The sequence below is a fragment of the Roseovarius sp. A-2 genome (assembly GCF_002072155.1).
GTDB lineage: Bacteria > Pseudomonadota > Alphaproteobacteria > Rhodobacterales > Rhodobacteraceae > Roseovarius.
Map to the genome: position 1 here is coordinate 158,262 of NZ_BDIY01000003.1, position 22,861 is coordinate 181,122.

Annotated in this window: 24 protein-coding genes; 9 read left to right on the forward strand and 15 right to left on the reverse strand. The window is 62.1% G+C overall.

Features of this window, described 5'->3' with window-relative positions; translation table 11 throughout:
• The first annotated feature begins 6 nt into the window (after window positions 1–6).
• The 3 genes from BHD06_RS06055 (at window position 7) to BHD06_RS06065 (ending at window position 1,514) form a co-directional block, all read left to right on the forward strand.
• Window positions 7–711, forward strand: a complete 705-nt coding sequence (locus BHD06_RS06055; RefSeq protein ID WP_217805647.1) for an OmpW family protein — start codon at window positions 7–9, stop codon at window positions 709–711.
• An 82-nt stretch (window positions 712–793) separates the two neighbouring features.
• Window positions 794–1,042 (forward strand): nitrate/nitrite transporter NrtS, encoded by a 249-nt coding sequence (nrtS, locus tag BHD06_RS06060; protein WP_217805648.1) that lies wholly within the window; start codon window positions 794–796, stop codon window positions 1,040–1,042.
• Window positions 1,026–1,514, forward strand: a complete 489-nt coding sequence (locus BHD06_RS06065) for a MerR family transcriptional regulator (protein WP_080456100.1) — start codon at window positions 1,026–1,028, stop codon at window positions 1,512–1,514. Before nrtS ends, BHD06_RS06065 begins: the two co-directional genes overlap by 17 nt.
• A gap of 4 nt (window positions 1,515–1,518) precedes the next feature.
• On the opposite strand, the gene BHD06_RS06070 is transcribed toward BHD06_RS06065, so the two are convergent.
• The 4 genes from BHD06_RS06070 to BHD06_RS06085 all read right to left on the reverse strand — a co-directional run bounded on the left by BHD06_RS06070 (window position 1,519) and on the right by BHD06_RS06085 (window position 4,968).
• Window positions 1,519–2,502 (reverse strand): GlxA family transcriptional regulator, encoded by a 984-nt coding sequence (locus tag BHD06_RS06070; protein ID WP_080456101.1) that lies wholly within the window; start codon window positions 2,500–2,502, stop codon window positions 1,519–1,521.
• Between the two features lie 9 nt (window positions 2,503–2,511).
• Window positions 2,512–3,198 (reverse strand): class I SAM-dependent methyltransferase, encoded by a 687-nt coding sequence (locus BHD06_RS06075; RefSeq protein WP_080456102.1) that lies wholly within the window; start codon window positions 3,196–3,198, stop codon window positions 2,512–2,514.
• Between the two features lie 47 nt (window positions 3,199–3,245).
• Window positions 3,246–4,094, reverse strand: a complete 849-nt coding sequence (locus BHD06_RS06080) for a 3-methyl-2-oxobutanoate hydroxymethyltransferase (RefSeq protein ID WP_080456103.1) — start codon at window positions 4,092–4,094, stop codon at window positions 3,246–3,248.
• Between the two features lie 163 nt (window positions 4,095–4,257).
• Window positions 4,258–4,968 carry a GntR family transcriptional regulator gene (locus BHD06_RS06085; protein ID WP_080456104.1) on the reverse strand — a complete coding sequence of 237 codons (711 nt, stop codon included), beginning with the start codon at window positions 4,966–4,968 and terminating at the stop codon, window positions 4,258–4,260.
• Between the two features lie 210 nt (window positions 4,969–5,178).
• On the opposite strand from BHD06_RS06085, the gene BHD06_RS06090 reads away from it, so the two are divergent.
• Genes BHD06_RS06090 through BHD06_RS06105 form a run of 4 tightly spaced genes read left to right on the forward strand, consistent with a single transcriptional unit; the run spans window position 5,179 to window position 9,409 of the window.
• Window positions 5,179–5,331 carry a TRAP transporter large permease subunit gene (locus tag BHD06_RS06090; protein WP_254892327.1) on the forward strand — a complete coding sequence of 51 codons (153 nt, stop codon included), beginning with the start codon at window positions 5,179–5,181 and terminating at the stop codon, window positions 5,329–5,331.
• 33 nt (window positions 5,332–5,364) lie between these two features.
• Entirely contained in the window at window positions 5,365–7,098 is a 1,734-nt protein-coding gene (gene araD, locus BHD06_RS06095; RefSeq protein ID WP_080456105.1) for an L-arabinonate dehydratase, read from the forward strand.
• Between the two features lie 12 nt (window positions 7,099–7,110).
• Window positions 7,111–7,845 (forward strand): ribonuclease activity regulator RraA, encoded by a 735-nt coding sequence (locus BHD06_RS06100; protein WP_307718123.1) that lies wholly within the window; start codon window positions 7,111–7,113, stop codon window positions 7,843–7,845.
• A 43-nt stretch (window positions 7,846–7,888) separates the two neighbouring features.
• On the forward strand, window positions 7,889–9,409 hold the full coding sequence (locus BHD06_RS06105) for an aldehyde dehydrogenase (NADP(+)) (RefSeq protein WP_080456106.1): 1,521 nt from the start codon (window positions 7,889–7,891) through the stop codon (window positions 9,407–9,409).
• A 388-nt stretch (window positions 9,410–9,797) separates the two neighbouring features.
• On the opposite strand, the gene BHD06_RS06110 is transcribed toward BHD06_RS06105, so the two are convergent.
• From BHD06_RS06110 to BHD06_RS24215, 7 genes are all read right to left on the reverse strand, one after another.
• Complete coding sequence (locus BHD06_RS06110) at window positions 9,798–10,226, reverse strand: PACE efflux transporter (RefSeq protein WP_080456107.1); 429 nt, start codon at window positions 10,224–10,226, stop codon at window positions 9,798–9,800.
• Between the two features lie 113 nt (window positions 10,227–10,339).
• Entirely contained in the window at window positions 10,340–11,839 is a 1,500-nt protein-coding gene (locus BHD06_RS06115) for an HPP family protein (RefSeq protein WP_254892328.1), read from the reverse strand.
• A 70-nt stretch (window positions 11,840–11,909) separates the two neighbouring features.
• Window positions 11,910–12,917, reverse strand: coding sequence for an ACR3 family arsenite efflux transporter (gene arsB / locus BHD06_RS06120; protein WP_080456109.1), 1,008 nt, complete (start codon window positions 12,915–12,917; stop codon window positions 11,910–11,912).
• Entirely contained in the window at window positions 12,914–14,182 is a 1,269-nt protein-coding gene (gene arsJ / locus BHD06_RS06125) for an organoarsenical effux MFS transporter ArsJ (protein ID WP_080456110.1), read from the reverse strand. The genes arsB and arsJ overlap by 4 nt, the downstream gene beginning before the upstream one ends.
• On the reverse strand, window positions 14,179–15,177 hold the full coding sequence (locus BHD06_RS06130; RefSeq protein ID WP_080456111.1) for an ArsJ-associated glyceraldehyde-3-phosphate dehydrogenase: 999 nt from the start codon (window positions 15,175–15,177) through the stop codon (window positions 14,179–14,181). Before BHD06_RS06130 ends, arsJ begins: the two co-directional genes overlap by 4 nt.
• Window positions 15,174–16,025 carry a helix-turn-helix domain-containing protein gene (locus BHD06_RS06135; RefSeq protein ID WP_080456112.1) on the reverse strand — a complete coding sequence of 284 codons (852 nt, stop codon included), beginning with the start codon at window positions 16,023–16,025 and terminating at the stop codon, window positions 15,174–15,176. Before BHD06_RS06135 ends, BHD06_RS06130 begins: the two co-directional genes overlap by 4 nt.
• A gap of 109 nt (window positions 16,026–16,134) precedes the next feature.
• Window positions 16,135–16,266 (reverse strand): hypothetical protein, encoded by a 132-nt coding sequence (locus BHD06_RS24215; protein WP_254892329.1) that lies wholly within the window; start codon window positions 16,264–16,266, stop codon window positions 16,135–16,137.
• Window positions 16,267–16,802: 536 nt separating this feature from the next.
• On the opposite strand from BHD06_RS24215, the gene BHD06_RS06140 reads away from it, so the two are divergent.
• On the forward strand, window positions 16,803–17,252 hold the full coding sequence (locus BHD06_RS06140) for a Panacea domain-containing protein (protein WP_176214296.1): 450 nt from the start codon (window positions 16,803–16,805) through the stop codon (window positions 17,250–17,252).
• A 309-nt stretch (window positions 17,253–17,561) separates the two neighbouring features.
• Here BHD06_RS06140 and parE read toward each other — a convergent pair whose 3' ends face one another.
• Entirely contained in the window at window positions 17,562–19,517 is a 1,956-nt protein-coding gene (gene parE / locus BHD06_RS06145; protein WP_080456114.1) for a DNA topoisomerase IV subunit B, read from the reverse strand.
• A gap of 236 nt (window positions 19,518–19,753) precedes the next feature.
• On the opposite strand from parE, the gene BHD06_RS06150 reads away from it, so the two are divergent.
• Complete coding sequence (locus tag BHD06_RS06150) at window positions 19,754–20,473, forward strand: redoxin domain-containing protein (RefSeq protein ID WP_080456115.1); 720 nt, start codon at window positions 19,754–19,756, stop codon at window positions 20,471–20,473.
• A 19-nt stretch (window positions 20,474–20,492) separates the two neighbouring features.
• On the opposite strand, the gene BHD06_RS06155 is transcribed toward BHD06_RS06150, so the two are convergent.
• The 3 genes from BHD06_RS06155 to BHD06_RS06170 form a co-directional block, all read right to left on the reverse strand.
• Window positions 20,493–20,909 (reverse strand): type II toxin-antitoxin system death-on-curing family toxin, encoded by a 417-nt coding sequence (locus tag BHD06_RS06155; RefSeq protein ID WP_254892330.1) that lies wholly within the window; start codon window positions 20,907–20,909, stop codon window positions 20,493–20,495.
• Between the two features lie 255 nt (window positions 20,910–21,164).
• Complete coding sequence (locus BHD06_RS06165; RefSeq protein ID WP_080456116.1) at window positions 21,165–22,091, reverse strand: glucokinase; 927 nt, start codon at window positions 22,089–22,091, stop codon at window positions 21,165–21,167.
• Window positions 22,084–22,854, reverse strand: coding sequence for an HpcH/HpaI aldolase/citrate lyase family protein (locus BHD06_RS06170; RefSeq protein ID WP_080456117.1), 771 nt, complete (start codon window positions 22,852–22,854; stop codon window positions 22,084–22,086). Before BHD06_RS06170 ends, BHD06_RS06165 begins: the two co-directional genes overlap by 8 nt.
• Between the last annotated feature and the right edge of the window lie 7 nt (window positions 22,855–22,861).

The window sequence follows — 22,861 nt, forward strand, 5'->3', positions numbered from 1 at the left end:
ATAGTGATGAAATCAACGACAATGCGGCTAACGGTGCTTCGATGGACCGGCCGGTTGCGCCAACGACCGTGTGCTTCGGCAATCATTCTGGCGGCGCTTTTCTTGCTGCTGGATGGCACGGGAATGGCCATGGCGCAAAGCGCCACGACAGACGGCGAGGGCTGGGCAAAGCGGTTCTTTGTCCGCGGACGGATTGCCGGCGTGCTGCCCCGCGACAAGGCCCGCTACAACGTGCCGGTCGAAACCGATGTGTCCAATTCGATGATTCCGAATTTCGATTTGACCTACTTCTTCACGGATAACATCGCCGTGGAATCAATCTGTTGCGTCACACGCAACGAGGTCTCGATCGCAAATGGCGGTCCGACGATAGGCGAGGCCTGGTTGATCCCGCTGGATGCCTCGATCCAGTATCATTTTCATCTCGGTAATGGCGTCAAACCTTACCTCGGGGCCGGACCGACCGTGGTGATCACTGCGTCGGACAGCGCCAAGGGCCCGGCGACGTCGTTCAAGTTGCGGCGATTCAATCCGGGCTTTCTGATACAGGCCGGAGTGGACATCCATCTCAAGAACAATTGGTATTTCAACGCCGACATCAAGAAGTTCTTTGCCGATGTCAAAGCTGACGTGGTGGCCGGAGGAGCGGTTTCCGGAAAGGCCTCCATCGACCCGGTGGTTGCCGGGATAGGTTTTGGATACCGGTTCTGACCGCGAACCGCCATCACACCGCACGAATGCCCCTGCCGACGTGTTCGAATGGGGCATTCGCATCAGGACATCAGAGGGGCTCATGAAAGACATGCTGGGACTCCGCCGTATCAAGATACCGAACGCTGTTTTGCTGCGGTCTGCCAAGGTTGCTGTTGTGGTCGGAACGATCCTGAATATGATCAACCAGGCGGATGCGGTATTCGGGTCCGGTGAAAGTGATCTGGTAAAAGCGGGCTTGACCTATTGCGTTCCGTTTTTCGTTGCTATGTATGGAGCACTAGCTGCCAGAAGAGACTACGGAAAGACTGCCCTTGGCCGAGACCCATGACAAGAAGCAGATGAAGATCGGAGAGCTTGCGCGCCGCAGCCGGTTGAGCGAGCGCTCGCTGCGCCATTACGAGGATCTGGGCATCCTGAAACCTGAACGCAGCGAAGGCGGCACTCGAACCTATGGCGAGCGGGACGTGGCTTTGGCGAAGCTGATCCAGAGCATGCGCAATCTTGATATCCCGCTTGAGGTCGTGGCGGCCATCGCCGGTGTCAGGGCAAAGCACGCGACCGGCGCGGGCTCTTCCCATGAGGTCGCGGCCAAGCTCAATGAGCTGTCCGAAAACCTTATGCTCATGGCCCGTCTGGCAATCGAAATTCAGGGCGAGGTGAATGGCGTTCTGAGCGCGGTGAATGAATGTCGTGGATGCACGAACAGACCCTCCCGCTCAGGATGCCCGACCTGTCCGATGAACGCTGTATCCGAAGCCTCGCCCCTGGCAGACATGATCTGGCGAGGCGAATCTGCCTGAACTGTCAGATCTCTGCTGAATAATCCAGGATGCGATCCCTGTGTTTGCTCCGAAAATCAGAGGGCGTCATCCCGTAGACTTTCTTGAAGCTGGTGGACAACGTCCCTGTCGAGCCGAAGCCGGTCGCGATGGCGATGTCGATAAGGGGCAGGTTCGTTTCCTGGACCAGTTGATGCGCACGCCTGACGCGCAATTGCTTGTAGTATTGACCAGGTGAGGTTTCGAGCACCGCGCGAAAGCGCCTCTCAAGACGGCGCTGTGAGGTGTCGACATGCTCTGCGATATCTGCGATCGACAACGGCTCGGAGAGGTTCGCTTCCATCAACGCCAGGGTATCCGACACGGCCTTGTCATAGAACTTCTGAAAGGCGGTATGGGCGAAAGGTTGTGTGCTGGAACTTGCCCGGATGCTCGGCAACAAGAGGTGCCGACCGATATCGGTGATCTCGGACACGGATAATTCGCCCGCCAAAAGGCCAAGGATCAACTCTGGCGTGGCCGTGCGTCCGGCCGCCGTGATGATCCCATTGGACATTTCCGACAGGTTGCCTGTCAGGCGCGGCAGATCCTGGGTCTCGCGCAGGACCACGGCATCGGCCCAATGCGTTGTCACTGCCCCGGTCTCGGTCTGGGTGCGCGAGATGAATTGCGTCGCTGCGTCCGCAAGCAGTATCACGGCCTTGCCAAGGTGCCGCATGCTGCGGACACGCGTCAACCAGACAGAAGGATCCCGCTTTTTCGACGCGATCACGATCAGATAATCCGCAAGGAAGTGGTCTGGAATGACCGGCTCGGCGCGCACAAGGCAGACCCCTGCCCCCTGCACGAAACCAGGCTTGTCCGAGATGATCCGCCAGTCGTAACGCGATCCGCCCAGCACCATGTTCGCTGTCTGCAATGTGTGGACCACCGCAGCCAGTTCGATATCACAGAAGTGTTTTTGCACGAGAATCTCGAAAGTCGCCGTGCGGTGCTTGGTGATAGTCACGTTTGCCTTTCAGAGTCCGGACTGTTCGGGCGGATCCTGACGTTTTCGAAAGATCCGGCCCTTGATGGGCCATGCAGCATTAACCTTGGTCTCGCCCAGTTTGTGCAGCTTTTCAAGCGCGGCGTCAAACGCCTCGGGACAGTTCCGCGTGCCGAGTTTATATGCGCTCCAGCTTTGAAATGTCCGGCTCAGATCGCCGACCGAAAGGGTCTTGCACATCGCGGCAGGCGGCAGGTTCACACATTCGCCGACGAATTCCAGCCCCGGATAACCCGACACGACCCAGTCGCGCTCGGCCTCCCAGTATCTTTCAGCGAGCATGAGAAAATCGTCGCAGGCCTCCCGGATATGCTGAGGCAACTCGATCGCGCCCCATGACAGGGCGGCAAAGATGCCTCCCGTGCTCAAAACGCGGTGGGCCTCGACGAGATGGCGCGCCACATCGAAATGATGCAGTGCCTGCATCGACACGATCAAGTCAACGCTACCTGAGGGCAATGGGAGATTCGTGGCGCACCCCTTGATGTAACTTATGGGCTCTGTTCTCAGGGCCGGGTAGGCACCGGGTGGCGGATTCGTGTCGATTGCGATGGCCAGATTGAAATGACCGGAGAAAAACCGGCAAAGCTCCGCGTGACCGGCTCCGCACTCGACAACGGTGCGCTGTCGTTGCGGAAGCTTTGCGAGCCAGCGCATGAGTTGCGCCGGCTCCAGAGGTCTGTCGGCATGGTCAACCACGAAGATCAGCCGACGAGAGACACGAATTTCTCGTGTTCGCCGTCATGCATGGTGTGCGACAGGTCCGGATTGGGAAACTGTCCGCCTTTTGCCGCGTTGACGTAGGCGGAATAGGCTTTCTGCATCTCGCCCCAGACATCGCCGTACACTTCACGCTTGGGCGGAATCGGGAAGGCTGAACACCCGATGATGTCGCTCGAGACGTGGAATATGCCATGCGCATAAGGCCCCGAACCCAGGCTGGCCACGGCCACGGGCAGGTTCTCGTAGCACCATTTCGTCAATTCAACCGACGTATGTTCGAAAAGGGCTGCGAAAATCCCGGCGTCGATGGAGGCCCGGACCAGTTCCACAATCGCCGCCGCCTCTTCGGCGGTCCGCCCGGCCGGGGAATGACCGGAATTCATCACCGCTCGCTCGCCCTGAACCCCGAAATGGCCCACAACGGGAATCCCCGCATCGACGATGGCGCGGATATGCGGAACGGTCCCGAGCGAGGGTTCGATGTGGACGCCATCGGCGCCGAGCTTGACCACTTTCGCGGCGTTTCGCACGGATTCTTCAATCGAGATGGACGCCGTGGTGTTGGGCATGTTGCAGATGATGAACGGCGAGGATGCGCCGCGCAGCACACCCTCCAGCATGTAGAGCTGTTCCTCGAAATCCACCGTGGCCATCGACTTGTGACCCATGAGCCCCATCGGGCCGGGGCTGCCACAGCACAGAAGGTCCATGCCAAGGTCTTCGGCCATGATGGCACTCGGTGTGTCGTGGCACTCCATGCCAATGATGCGCTCGCCCTTCTGGACCTTTTCCGCAAGGTGCTTCAGGCGTGTCTTTCTGCGTTTCAGCATTTTCGTTTCCTCCCTATGGGCAGCAAATGTACTGCGACTCCGATAATATCTGACATTAATGTCAGGTTTCAACCAGAATGTAGGGAGGCGGCCAGAATCGCGCCGGTTGCCCGTTCGCCTGTTTGACGGGGAGCTCTGATCGGCGTGAATCTGGAGGTGTTGTTCAGAAATACTCCGGGTTGCGCTCCATGATCCTGTCGACCTGCGCCAGCGTTCCCGACAAGTGTTCACGCACGACGGCCTCAACGGTTCCGGTATCGCCGGCGTCAATAGCAGCGAGGATGCGTTCGTGGCACGACAGGATTGATGTGGATTTGCCGGGGTCCGGCAGGTTGAGATTGCGCAGCCGGTCAATATGGCCTGATCGTGCAGTGACGGTGTTCCAGAGATTGGCGACCCCAACCGCGTCGTAGAGCGCGGCATGGAAGGCCCGGTCAAGCCGCGAGAACTCATCCAGATCGTTAGCCGCCGCCGAGACGCGCTGGAGCGAGAGGCAGGTATGCGCCTTGGTGATTCTGTCGGAGGCTTTCGCCTGAGCGAGGCGACGGGTGACCTCCAATTCGATCGAGAGCCGGAGGAACTGGGCCTCTTGTGCGTGGGCCACGTCGATCTTGGATACGAGGGTTTTCGATTGCGGATAGATGATCAGCAGCCCCTCTTCCTCCAGCCGCATCATCGCGTCGCGCACCGGCGTCTGGCTGACCCCGTAATAGGCGGCAATCTCGGCGCGCGAGAGGAATTCGCCCGGTGTGAACTCAAGCGCGACGATTCGATCGCGCAGCGCGTTGTGGATCTGCGTGCTGGCCGATCCGCGCTTTATGGGCCGCGTTGCCGACGACGATGCTGGTTGGATCTCTCGTGAAACTTCATGCATTTCCGTTATCGGTTTTCACTCATCGATTTTGTCGTGTTGCAGGTAACATAAGCAATGCTTGCCATAATACACTAATATATTAATGTATCACCTAGCCGTGGAGCGAGACCCCCGGTCATGTCCAAGGGAGGAACCTTATGAGGTATTGCAGAACTGCGTTGCTCGCGGCGTCCGTATGCGACCCAACGCAACCGGCACATCTCGATCACGATGCTCGGCACCTTCCTGGAATGGATCGCGATCATCTTCATCACTGTGCCGAGCTTTGCGCCGGTGGTGCTCAATCTCGGCTTTGATCCGGTCTGGTTCGGGGTGCCTTTCGCCATGAATAGCCAGATGTATTACCTGTCGCCGCCGCCGTGATCTGGTGCTGCTTCAGCTTTACAGGATGATCCGATGACGAGGAAAAATCCGCTAGACTTGCGTTCTGCGCGGTGGTTCGCACCAGATGACCTGCGTAGTTTCGGCCACCGCTCGCGGATGATGCAACTGGGTTATGACGAGGACGATTTCCGCGACAAGCCGGTGATCGGCGTGCTCAACACCTGGTCGGAACTCAACACCTGCCACTCGCATTTCCGCGAGCGCGTCAAGGACGTGAAGCGCGGCGTGGCACAGGCGGGCGGTTTCGGCGTCGAGATGCCGTCGCTCTCGGTCGATGAAAGCTTTACCAAGCCGTCCTCGATGCTCTACCGCAACCTGCTGGCGATGGAGACCGAGGAGGTGATCCGCTCGCACCCGCTTGATGGCGTGGTGCTGATGGGCGGCTGTGACAAGACGACGCCGGGGCTGGTGATGGGCGCGATCTCGGCGGGCGTGCCGATGATCTACCTGCCCGCCGGCCCGATGCTGCGCGGCAATTACGCAGGCAAGGTTCTCGGCTCCGGTTCCGATGCGTGGAAATACTGGGACGAGCGCCGCGCGGGCAACATCTCGGATGACGAATGGCTGGGGGTGCAGGGCGGCATCGCGCGCTCTGCGGGGACGTGCATGACAATGGGCACCGCCTCGACCATGACCGCCATCGCCGACGCGATGGGGCTGACGCTGCCCGGCGCGTCGTCGATCCCGGCGGTGGATAGCTCACACATGCGCATGTCGGCGGCCTGCGGGCGGCGCATCGTCGAGATGGTCTGGGAGGATCTGACGCCCGACCGGATCGTGACCGATTCCGCCTGCCGCAATGCCGCCATTGTGGCCATGGCTACGGGCTGTTCGACGAATGCCGTAGTGCATCTGATTGCAATGGCACGGCGCGCCGGTGTCGGCCTCAAGCTTGAGGATCTCGATGCCCTGGGCCGCACCACGCCGCTCATCGCCAATGTGCGCCCCTCCGGCAAGGACTATCTGATGGAGGATTTCTATTACGCCGGCGGGTTGCGCGCGCTGATGAAGCAGATCGAGGATCGGCTCGATTGCACGGCGCTGACCGTGACCGGCAAGACCATGGGCGAGAACCTGGAAGGGGCCGAAGTTTATAATGATGACGTGATCCGACCCCTGTCAAACCCGGTCTATCACGAGGGCTCACTGGCGGTGCTGAAGGGCAATCTCTGTCCCTCGGGCGCGGTGATCAAGCCTGCCGCCTGCGATCCGAAGTTCTACAGTCACGAGGGCCCGGCGCTGGTTTTCGACAGCTATCCCGAGATGAAGGCGGCGGTGGATGACGAAAGCCTCGACATCACCCCCGATCATGTCATGGTTTTACGCAATGCCGGGCCGCAGGGGGGACCGGGCTTTCCCGAATGGGGGATGCTGCCCATTCCCAAGGCGCTGATCAAGCAGGGCCATCGCGACATGCTGCGGATTTCCGATGCCCGCATGTCGGGCACCTCTTACGGGGCATGCGTGCTGCATGTTTCGCCCGAAAGCCATGTCGGCGGCCCGCTGGCTCTGCTCAGGACCGGCGATACCGTTCGGCTCGATCTGGCCAACCGGCGACTCGACATGCTGGTGGGCGAGGCCGAGCTGGAGGCGCGGCGCACGGCGTTGATACCACCCAAACCCCGTTATGATCGCGGTTATGGCTACATGTTCCTGCAACATGTTACACCGGCCGACCAGGGCTGCGACTTCGACTTCCTGCAATCCGATTTCGGCCGCAACGCGGGCGAACCCGACATTTTCTGAAGGACAATCCAGATGACGGGTCAGACGCTTGTCCGACGACACCCGTGCCGGGCTCAGGGCGATATCGAGCGCGTCGATTGCAACCGTTCTCTAAAAGCGCGGCTTGCGCAATCAGTCCATTCAGGCGTCATCCCGGCCACGCCCAAGGATGAGAACATGGTCGGCCCGGCCTTTACCTTGCGCAATGTTCCGGCGCGCGAGGATCGCAATCCGATCACCGTTTTTCGCAACCCCGATCGCCCGCAGCACGTTGCGATTGAGACCTGCCCTAAAGGTCATGTGCGGGTGAGGGATGCGCGCCGCGATGCCCGCGCCGCCACTGCAGGGTCGATCCTCGTCACCCGGCTCGCCAAGCGCGGCGCGGCGGGGATCGTCTCTGACGGCGGGTTCCGTGATGCCCATGGCATCGGACAATTCGCAATGCCCGCCTTTCACGCATGCCCGTCGGCTCCGACCAACCTGACGCTGCATGAGGCGCGTGATCTCAAGGTGCCAATCTCCTGCGGCGGTGTGCCGGTTTGTCCGGGCGGCATCCTTGTCGGCGACCGCGATGGGGTCAATGTGATCTTCGCGCATCTGGCGGACGAGAGCGCGGAGGAATACAAGGGCATGGATGCGCCTCGGGCGTTCGTGCTCGAAAAGGTCGGGAACGGCGCCCCGATCATCGGACTTTATCCTTGCACCAAGGACGAGAACCGGAAAAAAGTTCGAAGCTTGGCGCGAGAAGACCGGCCGCTGACGCTTTGACGCGCCCACTTTCCTGCCAAATGAAAAAGCCAAAGGATACGCAATGACATTCACACCGCATGGAAAACACCTGATCGCCGGGACCTGGATTGCCTCGGAGGACACGTTTTCCTCCGAACCTGCCAGCGGCGTGGCGCATGTGTTCTCTGTCGGCACGCCGGATCTGGTCGATGCGGCGGCGCAGGCGGCAGAAGAAGCGTTCCTGTCCTACGGCTATTCCAGCCGCGAGGCGCGTGCCACGTTCCTCGACACGATTGCCGATGAGATCGAGGCGCGCGGAGACGAGATCACCGCGATAGGCACCGCCGAAACCGGTCTGCCCGAGGCCCGTCTGCAAGGCGAGCGTGGCCGCACGACCGGCCAGTTGCGGCTTTTCGCCGAGCATATCCGCAAGGGCGATTACCTCGACCGTCGCCACGACCCGGCACTGCCCGACCGTCAGCCCTTGCCGCGCCCCGACCTGCGGGCGATGCAGCGGCCCATCGGCCCCGTCGCCGTCTTTGGCGCGTCAAACTTTCCGCTGGCCTTCTCAACCGCCGGGGGCGACACCGCCGCCGCCCTTGCGGCGGGTTGTCCAGTCGTGGTCAAGGGCCACGGCGCGCATCCCGGCACCGGCGAGATCGTCGCCGAGGCAATCCATGCCGCGATCCAGAAAAGCGGTGTTCACAAGGGTGTCTTCAGCCTCGTGCAGGGCGGCAACCGGCAGGTCGGGCAGGCGCTGGTGCAGCACCCGCTGGTAAAGGCGGTGGGCTTTACCGGCTCGCTCGCCGGGGGGCGCGCGCTATTCGATCTCTGCGCACAGCGGCCCGAGCCGATCCCGTTCTTCGGCGAACTGGGCTCGGTCAACCCGATGTTCCTGATGCCCGAGGCGCTCGCGGCACGTGGCGCGGCGATCGGTGAAGGCTGGGCTGGGTCGCTTGCCATGGGCGCGGGCCAGTTCTGCACCAATCCCGGCATCGCCATCGTGATCGACGGGCCAGAGGCTGACACCTTCATTGAGGCCACCAGGGCGGCGCTCTCGAAGACCGGCGCGCAGGTCATGCTGACCGACGGTATCGCCCGGGCCTATCGCGACGGTCGTGACCGCGTCGCGGCGTCAAGCGGCGTGCAGGAGGTGCTGAGCAGCACCTGCGACCAGCGCAACGCCACGCCCTATCTCTTTGAAACCGACGGCAAGACATGGCTCGCCAACGAGACGCTCGGCGAAGAGGTGTTCGGGCCTTTGGGGCTGATCGTGCGGGTGGCGGACCTGTCGGAGATGGCGCAGGTGGCGGCAAGCCTCAAGGGCCAGCTCACCTGCACGCTGCATATGGACGACGGCGATACGGAGGCGGCGCGCAGGCTGCTGCCGGTGCTCGAACGCAAGGCGGGGCGGATACTGGCCAACGGCTTTCCGACCGGGGTGGAGGTCTGCGACGCGATGGTGCATGGCGGGCCGTATCCCGCCTCGACCAATTTCGGCGCGACCTCGGTTGGCACGCTTTCTATCCGCCGCTTCCTGCGCCCGGTCTGCTATCAGGGTCTGCCCGAGGCCACCCTGCCGGACGATCTGAGACAGGCATAACCGCTCGGCCGCCGGACATCGGCACCGTTTCCAGCACCCCTCCGCAATGCCTTGCGAGGGGTGCCGGACCGGACAGTGCCGCCAAGGATCGGGACACCGGTGGATTGCTACCGAACCTGTCGAATGGTTGCACGGGGCCTGCCGCCTGCGCTGATCGGCGGGTCAGAAACCAACCCGGATCAATCCCGCAGCAGAGAGAACCGGGTATCGCGCTTGGGGAGGGCATGGTATCCAGCGGTCGGCTCCTCCTCAGGGGCTCCTTGATGCTTCAAGGTGCCCCGCGTCGCAGGCGGCTACGCCTCGGTGAGGCCACCTCGATAATTCCTTCCGTAGACAGGCAGATGGGCAAAGCAAGGGCCGGTGCCTCTGTCGGTGTCGTCTTTTGTCGTCACGCCGTCCGTTCGGGTTGTTGCGGCGGGAACAGGGTATCGTAGCACCAAGTGAAGACGAAGGCGTAACACATGTAGAATACCGCAAAGGCGATTTCCATGTAGAGCGCCGCGATCAGCGAAACACCGAGCCACCAGGCAAAGAGGGGCAGCAGCAGCACCAGCAGCGCCACCTCGAACAGCACGGCGTGAACGATGCGCAGTGGCAGCGACTTGCGGATATCGCCCCGTCGCCAGTGCAGGACGTGATCGAAGACGAGGTTGAAGACGTAGTTCCAGGTCGTCGCGACCGTGGCCCCGAGCACAACCAGAACACCCATGTCGCCCAACGGATGATCAAAGGCCCAAGCGAAGAGCGGGGTGACGATTACGATACCGATGATCTCGAAACTGACGGCCTGGCGAATACGGTCTGCGGTGCTGCGCATCGAATGGCTCCGATTAGAATTCGGGCCGTCCCCTGTGCTGACCGTTTGGCCGGGCGCGGTCGTCCACGCTCGCACCGAAAATGTGTTCCGCATGCCCAATTTTCAAGCGATGCCTACGCCGCCGGGCGGTCTGCCGCCCCATGAAGCAGAAGCCGGATGATATCAGAGCGGGTCAGGATACCGACGAGACGATCGTCGCGCGTAACCGGAACGACCTCGCTTCCCCGTGCCGCGAGGCGGTTCAGAAGCGCGCCGACAGGAAGATCCTGCGAAACGGCGCGGTCAGCCTGCCGCATCACGTCCGAAACGGTGCGGCGATCAGCCCGCCGCCGCCAGGTCATCGGACGGTCTTGCGCCGCCACCCCTTCAAGCAGGTCCGCCTGGAGAACAAGACCGCACAACTTCACGTCGTCGTTCACCACGGGAAGGCTCTTGATGGCATGATTGCGGAACAGGCGCGCCGCCTCACGGATCGGCGTATCCAGCCGCACCGTGATGAGGCCTGTGGTCATGATGTCGGCGCAGGTCGTGCCATCGAACCGGTGTTGCGCCGCTTCGGCTTCGGCGGCGGCCAGCATCCGCCCGAGATCCGCCACGCCGAGGTTCGCTGTCTGGTTGAAGCGGTCGAGCAGCGCGCCGAGCTGATCGGTCGACAATCCCAATCGTAGCTGGGGATCGACTGTGTCCACCATGTCAGGTTGACGGAACGGATAAACCCGTCCTGTAAGCCGGTTGTAGACTATAGCTGCAAGGACCAGAACTGCGGTGGTCGACCCGACCGGCATCAAAGCAAAGAGCAGACCCGCCTCAAGTGCTGGCGCGGGTTCGAGCGCGGTCAGCAATGCCACGGCACCGCCCGGCGGATGCAAGGCCCGAACAAACATCATTGCGATGATCGCGGCACCGACTGCGACGCCGACCGACCATGGGGTTGGGAAAACTTGGACCGTCAGGAGCGCGACAAGTGCCGCCGTGACATTGCCGACGATGGCAGACCACGGCTGGGCGAGCGGCGAGTTCGGAACGCAGAACACCAAGACAGCCGTCGCGCCCAAGGGGGCGACGAGATAAAGTGAAGGCGTGCCCAGCCTGACGCCAAGGCTTACCATAAGAGAACAAAGGCTGATCCCGATCAGAGCGCCGATCCCGGCACGCAATTGCTCGCGGCCGTGGAAGACCGGCAGAGCGGGGTAGAAGTGGTGCCATGCTCGCATGTAGGAAACCTCTTGAAGTGCCCTGAGACCGGGTGAGTCGTGGGGCATATGCCTCAAAACTCGACAGGATTGGAACCGCCGTGTCGAAAAAGGGACTGCCGATCCATTCGGCGTGCAAAAAGCAAGAACCGGATTTTGCAGATTGGGCTCAACAGAAAACAACTGACTTCGAGGCTTTACTTGCTTGCCATCGACCGACTGCGATCGAAAAACTTGTCTGGATTGAAGAGTTATATGCGATCTGACAAGAAAACAGTGCATGGGATACTTTGGCGGGTTATCGAGGAACGTGCGCCCGCGAACAATACCGAAGCCATGAGCTCGCATCCGTTCGGGATCTCGAAGGCCGTTGCATCGGGCGCTCACGCCATCCTGGTCATGGATGGTGCCGACTGGCATGGTGCAAACGCGCTTTGCATCCCCGAAAACATCTCCATCGTGATGCGACCGCCCTACGCTATCCGCCGCCTCAGGCGAAACGCGTCCGGGTCCGGTTGGCGAAGGCCACCAATGAGAGCATCACCGGCACCTCGACCAGCACGCCGACCACCGTGGCCAGCGCCGCGCCGGAATTGAGCCCGAAGAGCGAGATCGCGACTGCGACCGCCAACTCGAAGAAATTTGACGTGCCGATCAGCGCGCAGGGGGCCGCGATCCGGTGGGGCACGCGGAGCAGCCAAGCCGCCGCATAGGCCAGCACGAAGATGCCGTAGGATTGCACGAGGATCGGCACCGCGATCAGCCCGATCACCATCGGCCGGTCGAGGATCACCTGACCCTGAAGGCCGAAGAGGATCATCACCGTCGCGATCAGCCCGATCACCGACCACGGCTTGACCCGGGCCTGAAACGCCGCGATCCGCGCCTCGGACGCCAGTCTGCGCCGGGTCCAGATGCCCGCCGCGAGGGGAAGCGCCACGAAGAGCAGGACCGAGAGCAGCAGCGTCTGCCACGGGACGGTGATGTCAGTCACGCCCAGTAAAAAGGCGACGATGGGCGCAAAGGCAAAGACCATCACCACGTCGTTCACGCTGACCTGTAGCAATGTATAATTCTCATCGCCCCGGGTCAGTTGCGACCAGACGAAGACCATCGCCGTGCAGGGGGCCGCGCCCAGCAGGATCAGACCGGCGATATATTGCTGTGCGTCGGCGGGCGCGATGAGATCGGCGAAGATCCCTTCGAAGAACAGCACCGCGAGGGCGGCCATGGTGAACGGCTTGATCAGCCAGTTGATCGCCAGCGTGATGCCCAGGCCGCGCGGTTGCCGCAGCACGTCGCGCAGGCTGGAGGGATCGACCCCGACCATCATCGGGTAGACCATCGCCCAGATCAGCACCGCCACCACGAGGTTGACGCGGGCAACCTCCGCCGCGGCAATGGCATTGACCAGCCCCGGAATAGTGTTGCCCAGGGCGATGCCCGCGATCATCGCGAGGGCGACCCAGAGGGTGAGGTAACGCTCGAATGTGCTCATGTTGGTGTCTCCGATTCTTGGGCCGCATCAAGCCGCCCGGACGCGAGGGCCGAGACGGCGATCATCGTGCTTGCCGTGCCCAGCATAAGGGGCAAGCCGCCCGCCTGATAGGTCAGCCCCGAGAGCACCGTGCCCAGAAGCCGCCCGCCCGCGTTGGCCATGTAGTAAAAGCCAACATCCATTGTCACCCGTTCCGCCTGCGTGAAGGCGAGGATCAGGTAGGAATGCAGCGCCGAATTCACAGCGAAGATGGCCCCGAAGGCCAGGAGCCCGGCCACCAGTGTCACCGTCAGCCATGTCTGCGGCCCGCCCGCCAACAGTGCCGCGACGGTCAGGGCCACCGGCACCGCCAGCAAGGCCAGGGCCCAGCCCCGTGCCGCGCGAATGAGATCGCCTTCAGGGCGGAAGGCCGCGCGCATCAAACGCGGTGCGCTTGCCTGCACCGCGCCGTAAAGGATGATCCAGCCCGCCATGAATGTGCCGATCAGGAAGAACGCGGCGCGGTTTCCGGCCTCGGACCCGTCCGAGAGTACCCCGTAGAAATAGATCGGGATGCCCACCACGAACCACACGTCGCGCGCGCCAAACAGGAACACGCGCGCCGCCGAGAGCCAGTTGACATTGGCGGATTTCGAGAAGACCTCGGAAAACTTCGCGCCCTTGCGGCCCGTCGGCAGGCCTGGCGGCATGGCCAGCGCCACGGCCAGAAGGATCACCGCCAGTATCGCCGCCATCGCCCAGACCGCGCCGACAAAGCCGATCCCGGCCAGCAGCGCCGCGCCCAGCAGGAAGCCCAGCCCCTTGACCGCGTTCTTGGACCCGGTGAGCACCGCGACCCAGCGAAACAACCCGCCATCGCCCGTCGGTGCCAGCAGCTTGACGGCGGATTTCGAGGACATCTTGGCCAGATCCTTGGCCACGCCGGACGCGCCCTGCACACCCATCACGTAAGCGACCGACACGGCGACGGTCCACGTGGGATCAAGCTGCGCCAGCGCAATGAGCGCCACCACCTGAAGGCCGAGGCCCGCATAGAGCGTCGAGGTGAGGCCAAAACGCGCGGCGATCCAGCCTGCGGAGAGGTTGGTCACCATGCCCGCGATCTCGTAGAGGACAAAGAGATAGGCCAGCTGCACCGGGCTGAACCCCAGCGTGTGAAAGTGCAAGAGCACCAGCATGCGCAACGCGCCATCGGTCAGCATGAACGCCCAGTAGGCCGCCGTGACGGCAATATAGGCGCTCAGTCCCTCGGGCCGTGCCGTCACACCGTCGCCCCCACCATGCAGGCCACATCGACGAGGCGATGCGCATAGCCCATCTCGTTGTCATACCACGCATAGACCTTTACCTGCGTACCATTGATGACCATGGTCGAGGGCGCATCGACGATGCCGGAGCGGGGGTCGTTGGTGTAATCGGCGCTGACCAGCGGGCGCGTCTCATAGCCGAGGATGCCCGCGAGCGGCCCGTCGGCGGCGGCCTGAAAGAGGGCGTTGACCTCCTCCACTGTGGTTTCGCGCTCCATCTCGAACACGCAATCGGTGATCGAGGCATTGAGCAGCGGCACCCGCACGGCGTGGCCGTTCAGGCGGCCTGTCAGTTCGGGATAGATCAGCGTGATCGCCGTGGCGCTGCCCGTGGTCGTGGGGATCAGCGAATTGAGCGCCGAGCGCGCGCGGCGCAGGTCCTTGGCGGGTCGGTCCACGATGGTCTGCGTATTGGTCACGTCATGGATTGTGGTGATCGAGCCGTGCTTGATGCCGATGGCCTCGTGCAGCACCTTGACCACGGGGGCGAGGCAATTTGTGGTGCAGCTTGCCGCCGTGACGATGTGGTGGCGGGCGGGGTCATAGATATCGTGATTGACGCCATAGACGATATTGGCGGCACCGCCGTCCTTGACCGGGGCGGAGACGACGACCTTTTTCACGTCGGCGTCGAAATAGGGGGCGAGTTTCGCCTCGGTTTTGAAAACGCCGGTGCAGTCGATCACCACATCGACGCCGTCGAGCGGCAAGGCGGCCAGATCGCGCGTGCCGATGAAGGGCAGGCGGGTGCCGTCGATGGTGATGCTGCCTGCGTCATGGTCGAATGTGGCATCCCACCGGCCATGCACCGTGTCGAACTCCAGCAGGTGGGCGTGCATTTCGGCATCGCCCACGGCGTCGTTGATCCACGCGATCTGCGCGCCGCGCTCCAGCAGCGGCTTGAGGATCAGCTTGCCGATCCGGCCCAGACCGTTGACTGCATAAACCGTCATGCGCGGGCCTCCTCTGCCGCGCGGCCGATCTCGTCCACAGCGGCTTGCAGGCTGACGCGGTCGAGCGTTTCGACGGGAAGCGCGGCGAAGGCGGTGATCCGGTTCCTGAGCGTGCCGTAGGCCTGTTGGAAGGCGAGGCTTATCTGCGCGTCGGTGCCGGTGGCCAGCACCGGGTCGGGGGTGCCCCAATGGGCGCTGACCGGCTGTCCGGCCCAGGCCGGGCAATCCTCGTTGGCGGCGCGGTCGCAGACGGTGAAGACGAAATCCATCACCGGGGCATCTGGCGCGGTGAACTCGTCCAGATGCTTGGCGCGCAGGGCGGAGACGTCATGCCCCTTGGATTTCAGCACCTCGAGGGCGAAGGGGTTCAATTCGGAAAACGGCCGCGTGCCTGCGGACCAGGCGGTGAACCGGTCGCCTGCCATGTCGCGCAGGATGGTCTCGGCAAAGATCGAGCGGGCGGAATTGCCTACGCAGATGAAGAGCGCGTTGTAGGTCTTGTCGGCCATGTCCGGGCCTCCTTGCAGGGTGGGGGGCAGGGTGGCGACGGGGGCGCAGATATCGGGCCGCCCGCGACAGCAATCGTTGAGCAGGTAATCGAAGGTGCGACGCACCTCTGTCATGTTCATGGAATATCGCAGCGACGTGCCGTTGCGTTCCTGCGTGACCAGCCCGGCGCGCATCAGCGCATTGAGGTAAGCCGAGAGGGTCGAGGGCTTGAGGCTGAGCGCCTCGGCCAACTCGCCCGCCGGAACCCGGTCGGGATAGCGCCGCATCAGGAGCCGGAACAGCTCCAGCCGCTGCGGGTGGCCGAGGGTGGCGAGCCTGTCGGGAATCTCTTTTTCCATATTTCGTGAATATGTGAAATATAGAAGGGAGTCCAGTGAAGGTTTGATGACAGGGATGTGTCGAAGGGGACGCGCGGGGCGGGGGCCGCTCCGCGCGCGATGGTCTAGGTTACTTGACTGGCTTGCCCGCGATCACCGTGGGGTTTTTTCCGGCGTTGGAATTCGCGGTGGCAAGGACCTTGGGCGTTTCCTTCTTCGGCTTCTTGGCCTCGCGGTTGCCCCGGTTTTTCTCTTTGGACATGGGTTCGACTCCTGAAAGATCCCGGTCTGGCGGGGTGCCGGATCGGGCCGTGCTCAGGGGATCAGGGGAGCCTGACAGGGTCAGGGCGATGAGCCCTCGGGCGCAGCAGGCACGGCGCGGGGCCGGTGCTGCACCTTGGAAGATAAGCGTGCGGGGGCGTGTCGGCAAGAGGGGTGAAGGGGGCCGCGCGGTCGTCGGGCCGCGGTGCGGCGATCCAACAGGGGTTATGGGCACTTTATGGCCGCCAAATCCGGAAAACATCGGGGCGATGCGCGGGGGGTTGCCAAATCGCCGTGCCGTCACGCCAAAGGCGTGCCGATTATTAATGACGCACCTCCGGTGCGCGGGCGGCCCGGCACCGGAGGTGCGTTTCGCGCGGAAGGTGTCCAATATATCGTGTATCGTGACCAAAATGACGACTCTTGCCCTGTATGTCGGCCTTTCACTTGATGACCTAATGGAAATTTATACTTGGTTGACATATATGTGGTATGAACATCATACGCGCATGGACGCAGGCCTTGGGAGGTGTCTCTATGTCTATAAGATTCGATACCGCCGCACAGTACATTTGTGAGAAGTCTGGTTGGAGCCTGACCCAACTGTCGCTGCAAAAGATTCTCTATATCGCCCATATGGTGCATATGGGGCGTGAACGGGGACCACTTGTAGACGGGCATTTTGAGGCATGGGACTACGGACCGGTGCATCCAAAATTATACCAAAAAGTAAAAGCCTTTGGTGCTAAACCAATACCAAATGTCTTTTGGTCAAAGGAGGAAATTGACGAAGACACGAAGGCGATTCTAGACGAGGCTTGCGAAAATTTGCTCGATAAATCACCGGCAGATCTAGTGCGAAACACGCATTGGGAGGGTGGCGCTTGGGCAAAGCATTACCTTCCGAAAGCGCGTAATGTTCAAATACCAAGCAGTGCGATAATGGATGAATACAGGAACAGAATGGGACGTTCCGAAGCCGCTTGACGGCGAGGTTCTGTCCCATACACCGACATCAACCGAGAGAAGCGCCGCTCAGCTTGAAAGCGACCTCCAAGCGGAACGAGACTCGCGGAAAGAGGAGCGCTTTTATTGGATTGCGGCCCTTGTGATCGTGGGAAACGTACCGATTTTCAATGCGTTTTCTTCGGCATGGGCATTACTTCCCACCTTCCTACTTGAGCTTATCGTCCTGATCGGACTGGCCGACTGGTTGGGAGTTGACCGGGTAAAGGTTCTTTTGGAGAGGCTCTACTCAAGATTTCACAATGGAGATAAAGGGGCGTAGATTTCCCCTCATACATCCAACTCCTCCACGAACCTTGCATTCTCCGAGATATACTGGAACCGCAGTTCCGGTTTTTTCCCCATCAGGCGCTCCACGAGGTCGCCGGTCTGGCCGGGTTCGTCCTCGTCGATGGTGACGCGGATGAGTTTGCGGGTGGCCGGGTCCATCGTGGTTTCCTTGAGGTCCTTGGCGTCCATTTCACCCAGACCCTTGAAGCGGCTGTAGTCGATCTTGCCCTTGCCGCCGAGGCCCTTTTCCATCCAGGCGTCGCGCTCGGCCTCGTCGAGGCAATAGACCCGTTTCGCCCCTTGCGTCAGCCGGTAGAGCGGCGGGCAGGCGAGGTAGAGGTGGCCTGCGTCGATCATCGGGCGCATCTGGGTGAAGAAGAAGGTCATCAGGAGCGCCGCGATATGCGCGCCGTCGACATCGGCGTCGGTCATGATGATGACCTTGTCATAGCGCAGATCGTCGAGGTTGAATTTGGTCCCCAAGCCGACGCCGAGGGCCTGCGTCAGGTCGTTGATCTCCTGATTGCTGCCCAGCTTGGACGAGGCCGCGCCCAGCACGTTGAGGATCTTGCCCCGGAGCGGCAGGAGCGCCTGTGTCTTGCGGTCCCGCCCCATCTTGGCAGAGCCGCCCGCGCTGTCGCCCTCGACGATGAACAGTTCCGTGCCGTCGCGGGTGTTCGAGGTGCAATCCACCAGCTTGCCGGGCAGGCGCAGTTTCTTGGTGGCGGTCTTGCGGGCGGTCTCTTTCTCCTGCCGCCGGCGCAGCCGTTCCTCGGCGCGCAGCACGAGGAAATCTAGGATCGCACCTGCGGATTTGGTGTCGGCCGCCAGCCAGTTGTCGAAATGGTCGCGCACCGCCCCCTCGACCATGCGCTGCGCGTCGGTGGTGGCCAGCCGGTCCTTGGTCTGGCCGACGAATTCCGGCTCGCGGATAAAGCACGAGACCAGCGCGCAGCCCCCCGATATGAGGTCCTCGCGGGTGATCTGCGCGGCCTTTCGGGTGTTGCTCAGTTCGCCATAGGCCTTGATCCCCTTGAGGATCGCGGCCCAGAACCCGGCCTCATGCGTGCCGCCCTCGGGCGTGGGGACGGTGTTGCAATAGGACTGGATGAATCCGTCGCGCGCGGGCGTCCAGTTAATCGCCCATTCGACCTTGCCGGGCACGTTGTACTTGTCGCGAAAATCGACCGTCCCGGCAAAGGGGCGCTCGGCATAGGTGGTGCTGGTGCCAAGCGTCTCGGCCAGGTAATCGGCCAGGCCGCCTGGGAATTTGAACGTGGCCTCCTGCGGGGTGTCGCCATCGCTGATTTCGGTTTTCCAGCGGATTTCGACGCCCGAGAACAGATACGCCTTGGAGCGCGCCATCTTGAAGAGCCGCGCGGGCTTGAGCGTGAGCGCGCCGAAAATCTCGGGGTCGGGGTGGAAGGTGACGGCGGTGCCGCGCCGGTTGGGGGCGGCACCCACCTTTTCCAGCGGGCCCTGTGGCAACCCGCGTGAGAACGCCATGCGATACAGCTCTCGGTTGCGCGCCACCTCGACGCTCAGATGATCGGAAAGCGCGTTCACCACCGAAGAGCCGACCCCGTGCAAGCCGCCCGAGGTCTGGTAGCTATCGCCCGAGAATTTGCCGCCCGCATTGAGCGTGCAGAAGATGATTTCCAGCGCGGTCTTACTCGGGTCCTTGGGATGCGGATCAATCGGGATGCCGCGCCCGTTGTCGCGCACGCTGACATGGCCGTTTGCGTGCAGTTCCACCTCGATCCAAGTGGCGTGGCCCGCCACCGCCTCATCCATCGAATTGTCGATGATCTCGGCCACCATGTGATGCAGGGCGCGGTCGTCCTTGCCGCCGATATACATACCGGGGCGCAGGCGGACATGCTCCATATCCTCGAGCACCTGAATGGAGGAGGCGTCATACTCGGATTTCGGGGTGGACGAGAGAAGATCGTTCATGCCGCTGCTCTTTGCTTTTATGGGTTGGCGGGCATTATGACAGAGGGGGAGAGGCGGGGAAAGGGATTGTGCTCCCGGCGCTCTGTTGCGCAGATTGTAACTTCTGCAACACCGCTTTGTGATAAACTGCAATGTCGTTGCCTCAATTCAGCCACAGTTAACCAACAACCTTAGCGTGTAGTTATTTACCGCCTCCTGTTTTGTTTGAACGAAACCTCAACGCGGAGACAGAGCAAATGAAATACTGGTCAGCGTCGGCGCGTGCGGCCGAAAATTGGGTCGAAGTGCCCCGTGGGTATCGCAAGGTGCATGCCTGGACGCCACAGATCGGCGATATTTTTCCGAACTTCAATGTGCAGAGTACGCAAGGTGCGATCTCGTTCCACAATTGGGCCGAGGGCGAGTGGATCTATCTTTTCAGCCACCCGTCGGCCTTTACTCCGATCTGCACCACCGAACTCGCATCGATGGCGATGATGCTGCGGGATTTCGAGGACGCCGGGATCTCTGTCGCCGCGCTATCGATGAGCGGTCAGGCGGAAACAGCCCGCTGGGTGGCGGATGTCGAGGACACGTTCGGCCTCGATGTGGATTTTCCGGTGATGTCCGATCCTGGTGGGCGGGTCTCGCGGGAGATGGGGCTGATCCATCCCAAGGAGAATGCGGGCTGCACGATCCGCAAGAGTTTCATTATCGACCCGTCGCTGAAACTGCGGATGATGTTCGATTATCCGGCATTGGTGGGTCGCTCGAGTGAAGAGGCGCTGCGTGCCATTCTGGCGCTACAGGCGACCGATCGCACATCGCTCGGGGTTCCGGCCGACTGGCAGCCCGACGACGATCTTCTGGCGCGGGCGAGCGATTGTGGCGATGCCGATCTCGATGTCCGATACGGCAGCAAATGGACGCGGATGTGCGATTACCTGAAGGTGGTTCACGCGGGGGCGGTGAACTGACCGGCGGCGCGCGCGGGCCTCAGCCCGCGCGCGCCCTGAGCCAATCGGCCAGTGCGCCCGCATCGATCCGGCCCCGGGCGAGGCGGATGATTTGTTGGCCGGTGTCTTCGGTGTCATGCGTCAACAGCACACCATTGAGTTTCAGGCAAACGATCATCGCGCGGTAAGCCGTGCGCTTGTTGGCATCATTGAAGCAATGCCCCTGCGCGATCGCCTCGGCATAAGCGGCGGCGAGGTCGAACACGTCCTCGATCATGCCATAGAGAATGCGGTTATCGACGCGCGCCAAGGCCTCGTCGAGGGACTTGTCGCGCGCCCTGCCTGACAACTCTCCGGGGTTCAGCACCAGATCATGCAGCGTCCCGACCTGCTCGACAGTCAGAAGTAGAAGCTCATTTGTCTTTGAGATAGTCGCGCACGGGCCGTGCCTGCGCACGCGTCCATCACCTCGTCCATCGTCGCGTGGCGCGGTTCGTCCTGGAGGGTGGCGGCTTCAGGCGCGAGATAGCCGATGCATTAGGAGTTCTTCATGATGGCCACGGGCTTGCCCCCCGCCGCGTCGAGCACTTCTTGCGGCTCACGCAGTTCGGTCATGGTACAGATCTGGTTGGTGAAGAGGCGTTTCATGGAGTGCTCCATGTTTTAGGAGTGCTCCATGTTTTAGGCACTGGAAAATACACCTGAATGGTCATTACTGCAATATGTGACGCAGATGATGCAGGCACCCAAGCAGTGCCGCGTGGTCATCGGTGACAAGTGATATCGGCGTATTGCAAAGGATCTGTTTGTAGGGCCCTTTGGTGCAGAAATGGCGATGACAGCCCAGAGCGGTGAAATGAGGAGCGATGGCGCGGGCCAGTCCGCCACTCAGATAGACGCCTCCGGTGCTCATATGAGTGAGCGCCAGATTTCCCATTACAGCACCTAATATATTCCCGAAGGTTTCGAGTGTTTCGCACGCGTTCGGCAAGCTGGCCTTAAATCCGGCGATGATCCGGTCCGGGGCCTGCTCCTGTCCCGTGCGCAGCCGGTGCAGCCGCGCAAGACCCGGCCCCGACAGAAACGCCTCACAGGGTTTGTGCGCCATTTCGCGCCCAAGGGCGGCAATCAGGCCATTCTCTGCCGTCCCCATATGCGGCAAGCCGGACTGCCCGGCCTCGGCAGGTGGTACGTAAACCTTGCCGTTCACCCGATGCGCGACCGCGATGTTGCTACCCGTCCCCAGCCCCATGACCATGCGCGGGCCATTCGGATCCGGCACCCCCGGTACGAGGGGCAATAGGCTGGCGGGAGGCAGATCATCGAGCGCCTGCGCCTGCGCCTGGAGATCGTTCAGAAGATGCACCGCAGTTGCACCGGTGGCGCGGGCAAGCTCAGCGGGGTCGATAACCCAGTCGAGATTTGTCAGCCGCGCGGTGCCGTGGCGCACCGGCCCCGCAACCCCGGCGCAGACCGCATCGACTGTCGCACCGTCGAGATAGGCGGCCATCAGGGGGACCAACCCGGAGAATTCGGCATTGGCAAATCGCTGCGCCGTGCCCGGGCAAATCCCTTGCCTCGTGGCGCGCGCAAGCCGCGTATGGCTCGCGCCGACATCGGCCAGCAGCCAGTCAGCCATCGCGCCAGCGCGCTACGGTCGCGCTCGCCGCCTGCGCCAGCATCACCACGTCGACGCCGACGGCAATGAACTGCGCGCCCCAGTCGGCATAGCGCCGCGCCGTATCGTGATCGAGGGCGAGGATACCGGCCGCCTTGTCCGAGGCGGCGATACGCGCCAGAGCGTCGCGAATGATCTCCTGCACCTCGGCCGCGTCACTATCGCCGTCAAGGCCCATATCGACCGCCAGATCGGACGGGCCGATAAAAACGCCATCCACCCCATCGACGGCCAGAATATCGTCGAGCGCCTCGATTCCGGCGATGCTCTCGACCTGCACGATCAGGCAGATCTGGGCATTGGCGGTGGAGATGTAATCGCGGATCCGAGAGAAATCCGAGGCCCGCGCCAATGCCGCCCCGGACCCGCGTATGCCCTCTGGCGGGTAGCGGGTGGCGCGTACCAGATCGCGGGCCTGATCGGCGCTGTCGACCATCGGGATGAGCAGGGTTTGCGCGCCCGCGTCAAGGACCTGCTTGATCGCCCAGGCCTCTCCCATCGGCAGGCGCACCATGGGCAGGCTCTGTCGTCCAGTCAGCATGGCCAGCTGCGCCGAGATCGAACGCAGGTCGTTGGGCGCATGTTCGCCGTCGATCAGCAGCCAGTCGAACCCGGTACTGGCCAGAACTTCGGTCGCGTAGGGATCGGCGAAGCCGGCCCAGCATCCAATCAGGCGCTCGCCGCCTGTCAGGGCGGATTTGAAACGGTTTTCGGGGGCGGGCATGGCTGTC

What these genes read in the sequence shown, in the direction of transcription:
- BHD06_RS06130 (WP_080456111.1), bottom strand. Translation starts at nt 15,177, where the DNA reads ATGACGGTTTATGCAGTCAACGGTCTGGGCCGGATCGGCAAGCTGATC.
- parE (WP_080456114.1), bottom strand. Translation starts at nt 19,517, where the DNA reads ATGAACGATCTTCTCTCGTCCACCCCGAAATCCGAGTATGACGCCTCC.
- BHD06_RS06140 (WP_176214296.1), top strand. Translation starts at nt 16,803, where the DNA reads ATGTCTATAAGATTCGATACCGCCGCACAGTACATTTGTGAGAAGTCT.
- BHD06_RS06115 (WP_254892328.1), bottom strand. Translation starts at nt 11,839, where the DNA reads ATGCCAGTCGGCACCATCCATGACCAGGATGGCGTGAGCGCCCGATGC.
- araD (WP_080456105.1), top strand. Translation starts at nt 5,365, where the DNA reads ATGACGAGGAAAAATCCGCTAGACTTGCGTTCTGCGCGGTGGTTCGCA.
- BHD06_RS06075 (WP_080456102.1), bottom strand. Translation starts at nt 3,198, where the DNA reads ATGCGCTGGCTCGCAAAGCTTCCGCAACGACAGCGCACCGTTGTCGAG.
- BHD06_RS06090 (WP_254892327.1), top strand. Translation starts at nt 5,179, where the DNA reads ATGCTCGGCACCTTCCTGGAATGGATCGCGATCATCTTCATCACTGTG.
- nrtS (WP_217805648.1), top strand. Translation starts at nt 794, where the DNA reads ATGAAAGACATGCTGGGACTCCGCCGTATCAAGATACCGAACGCTGTT.
- BHD06_RS06165 (WP_080456116.1), bottom strand. Translation starts at nt 22,091, where the DNA reads ATGGCTGACTGGCTGCTGGCCGATGTCGGCGCGAGCCATACGCGGCTT.
- BHD06_RS06080 (WP_080456103.1), bottom strand. Translation starts at nt 4,094, where the DNA reads ATGCTGAAACGCAGAAAGACACGCCTGAAGCACCTTGCGGAAAAGGTC.
- BHD06_RS06100 (WP_307718123.1), top strand. Translation starts at nt 7,111, where the DNA reads ATGACGGGTCAGACGCTTGTCCGACGACACCCGTGCCGGGCTCAGGGC.
- BHD06_RS24215 (WP_254892329.1), bottom strand. Translation starts at nt 16,266, where the DNA reads ATGTCCAAAGAGAAAAACCGGGGCAACCGCGAGGCCAAGAAGCCGAAG.
- BHD06_RS06150 (WP_080456115.1), top strand. Translation starts at nt 19,754, where the DNA reads ATGAAATACTGGTCAGCGTCGGCGCGTGCGGCCGAAAATTGGGTCGAA.
- BHD06_RS06105 (WP_080456106.1), top strand. Translation starts at nt 7,889, where the DNA reads ATGACATTCACACCGCATGGAAAACACCTGATCGCCGGGACCTGGATT.
- BHD06_RS06135 (WP_080456112.1), bottom strand. Translation starts at nt 16,025, where the DNA reads ATGGAAAAAGAGATTCCCGACAGGCTCGCCACCCTCGGCCACCCGCAG.
- arsB (WP_080456109.1), bottom strand. Translation starts at nt 12,917, where the DNA reads ATGAGCACATTCGAGCGTTACCTCACCCTCTGGGTCGCCCTCGCGATG.
- BHD06_RS06110 (WP_080456107.1), bottom strand. Translation starts at nt 10,226, where the DNA reads ATGCGCAGCACCGCAGACCGTATTCGCCAGGCCGTCAGTTTCGAGATC.
- BHD06_RS06055 (WP_217805647.1), top strand. Translation starts at nt 7, where the DNA reads ATGAAATCAACGACAATGCGGCTAACGGTGCTTCGATGGACCGGCCGG.
- BHD06_RS06170 (WP_080456117.1), bottom strand. Translation starts at nt 22,854, where the DNA reads ATGCCCGCCCCCGAAAACCGTTTCAAATCCGCCCTGACAGGCGGCGAG.
- BHD06_RS06085 (WP_080456104.1), bottom strand. Translation starts at nt 4,968, where the DNA reads ATGCATGAAGTTTCACGAGAGATCCAACCAGCATCGTCGTCGGCAACG.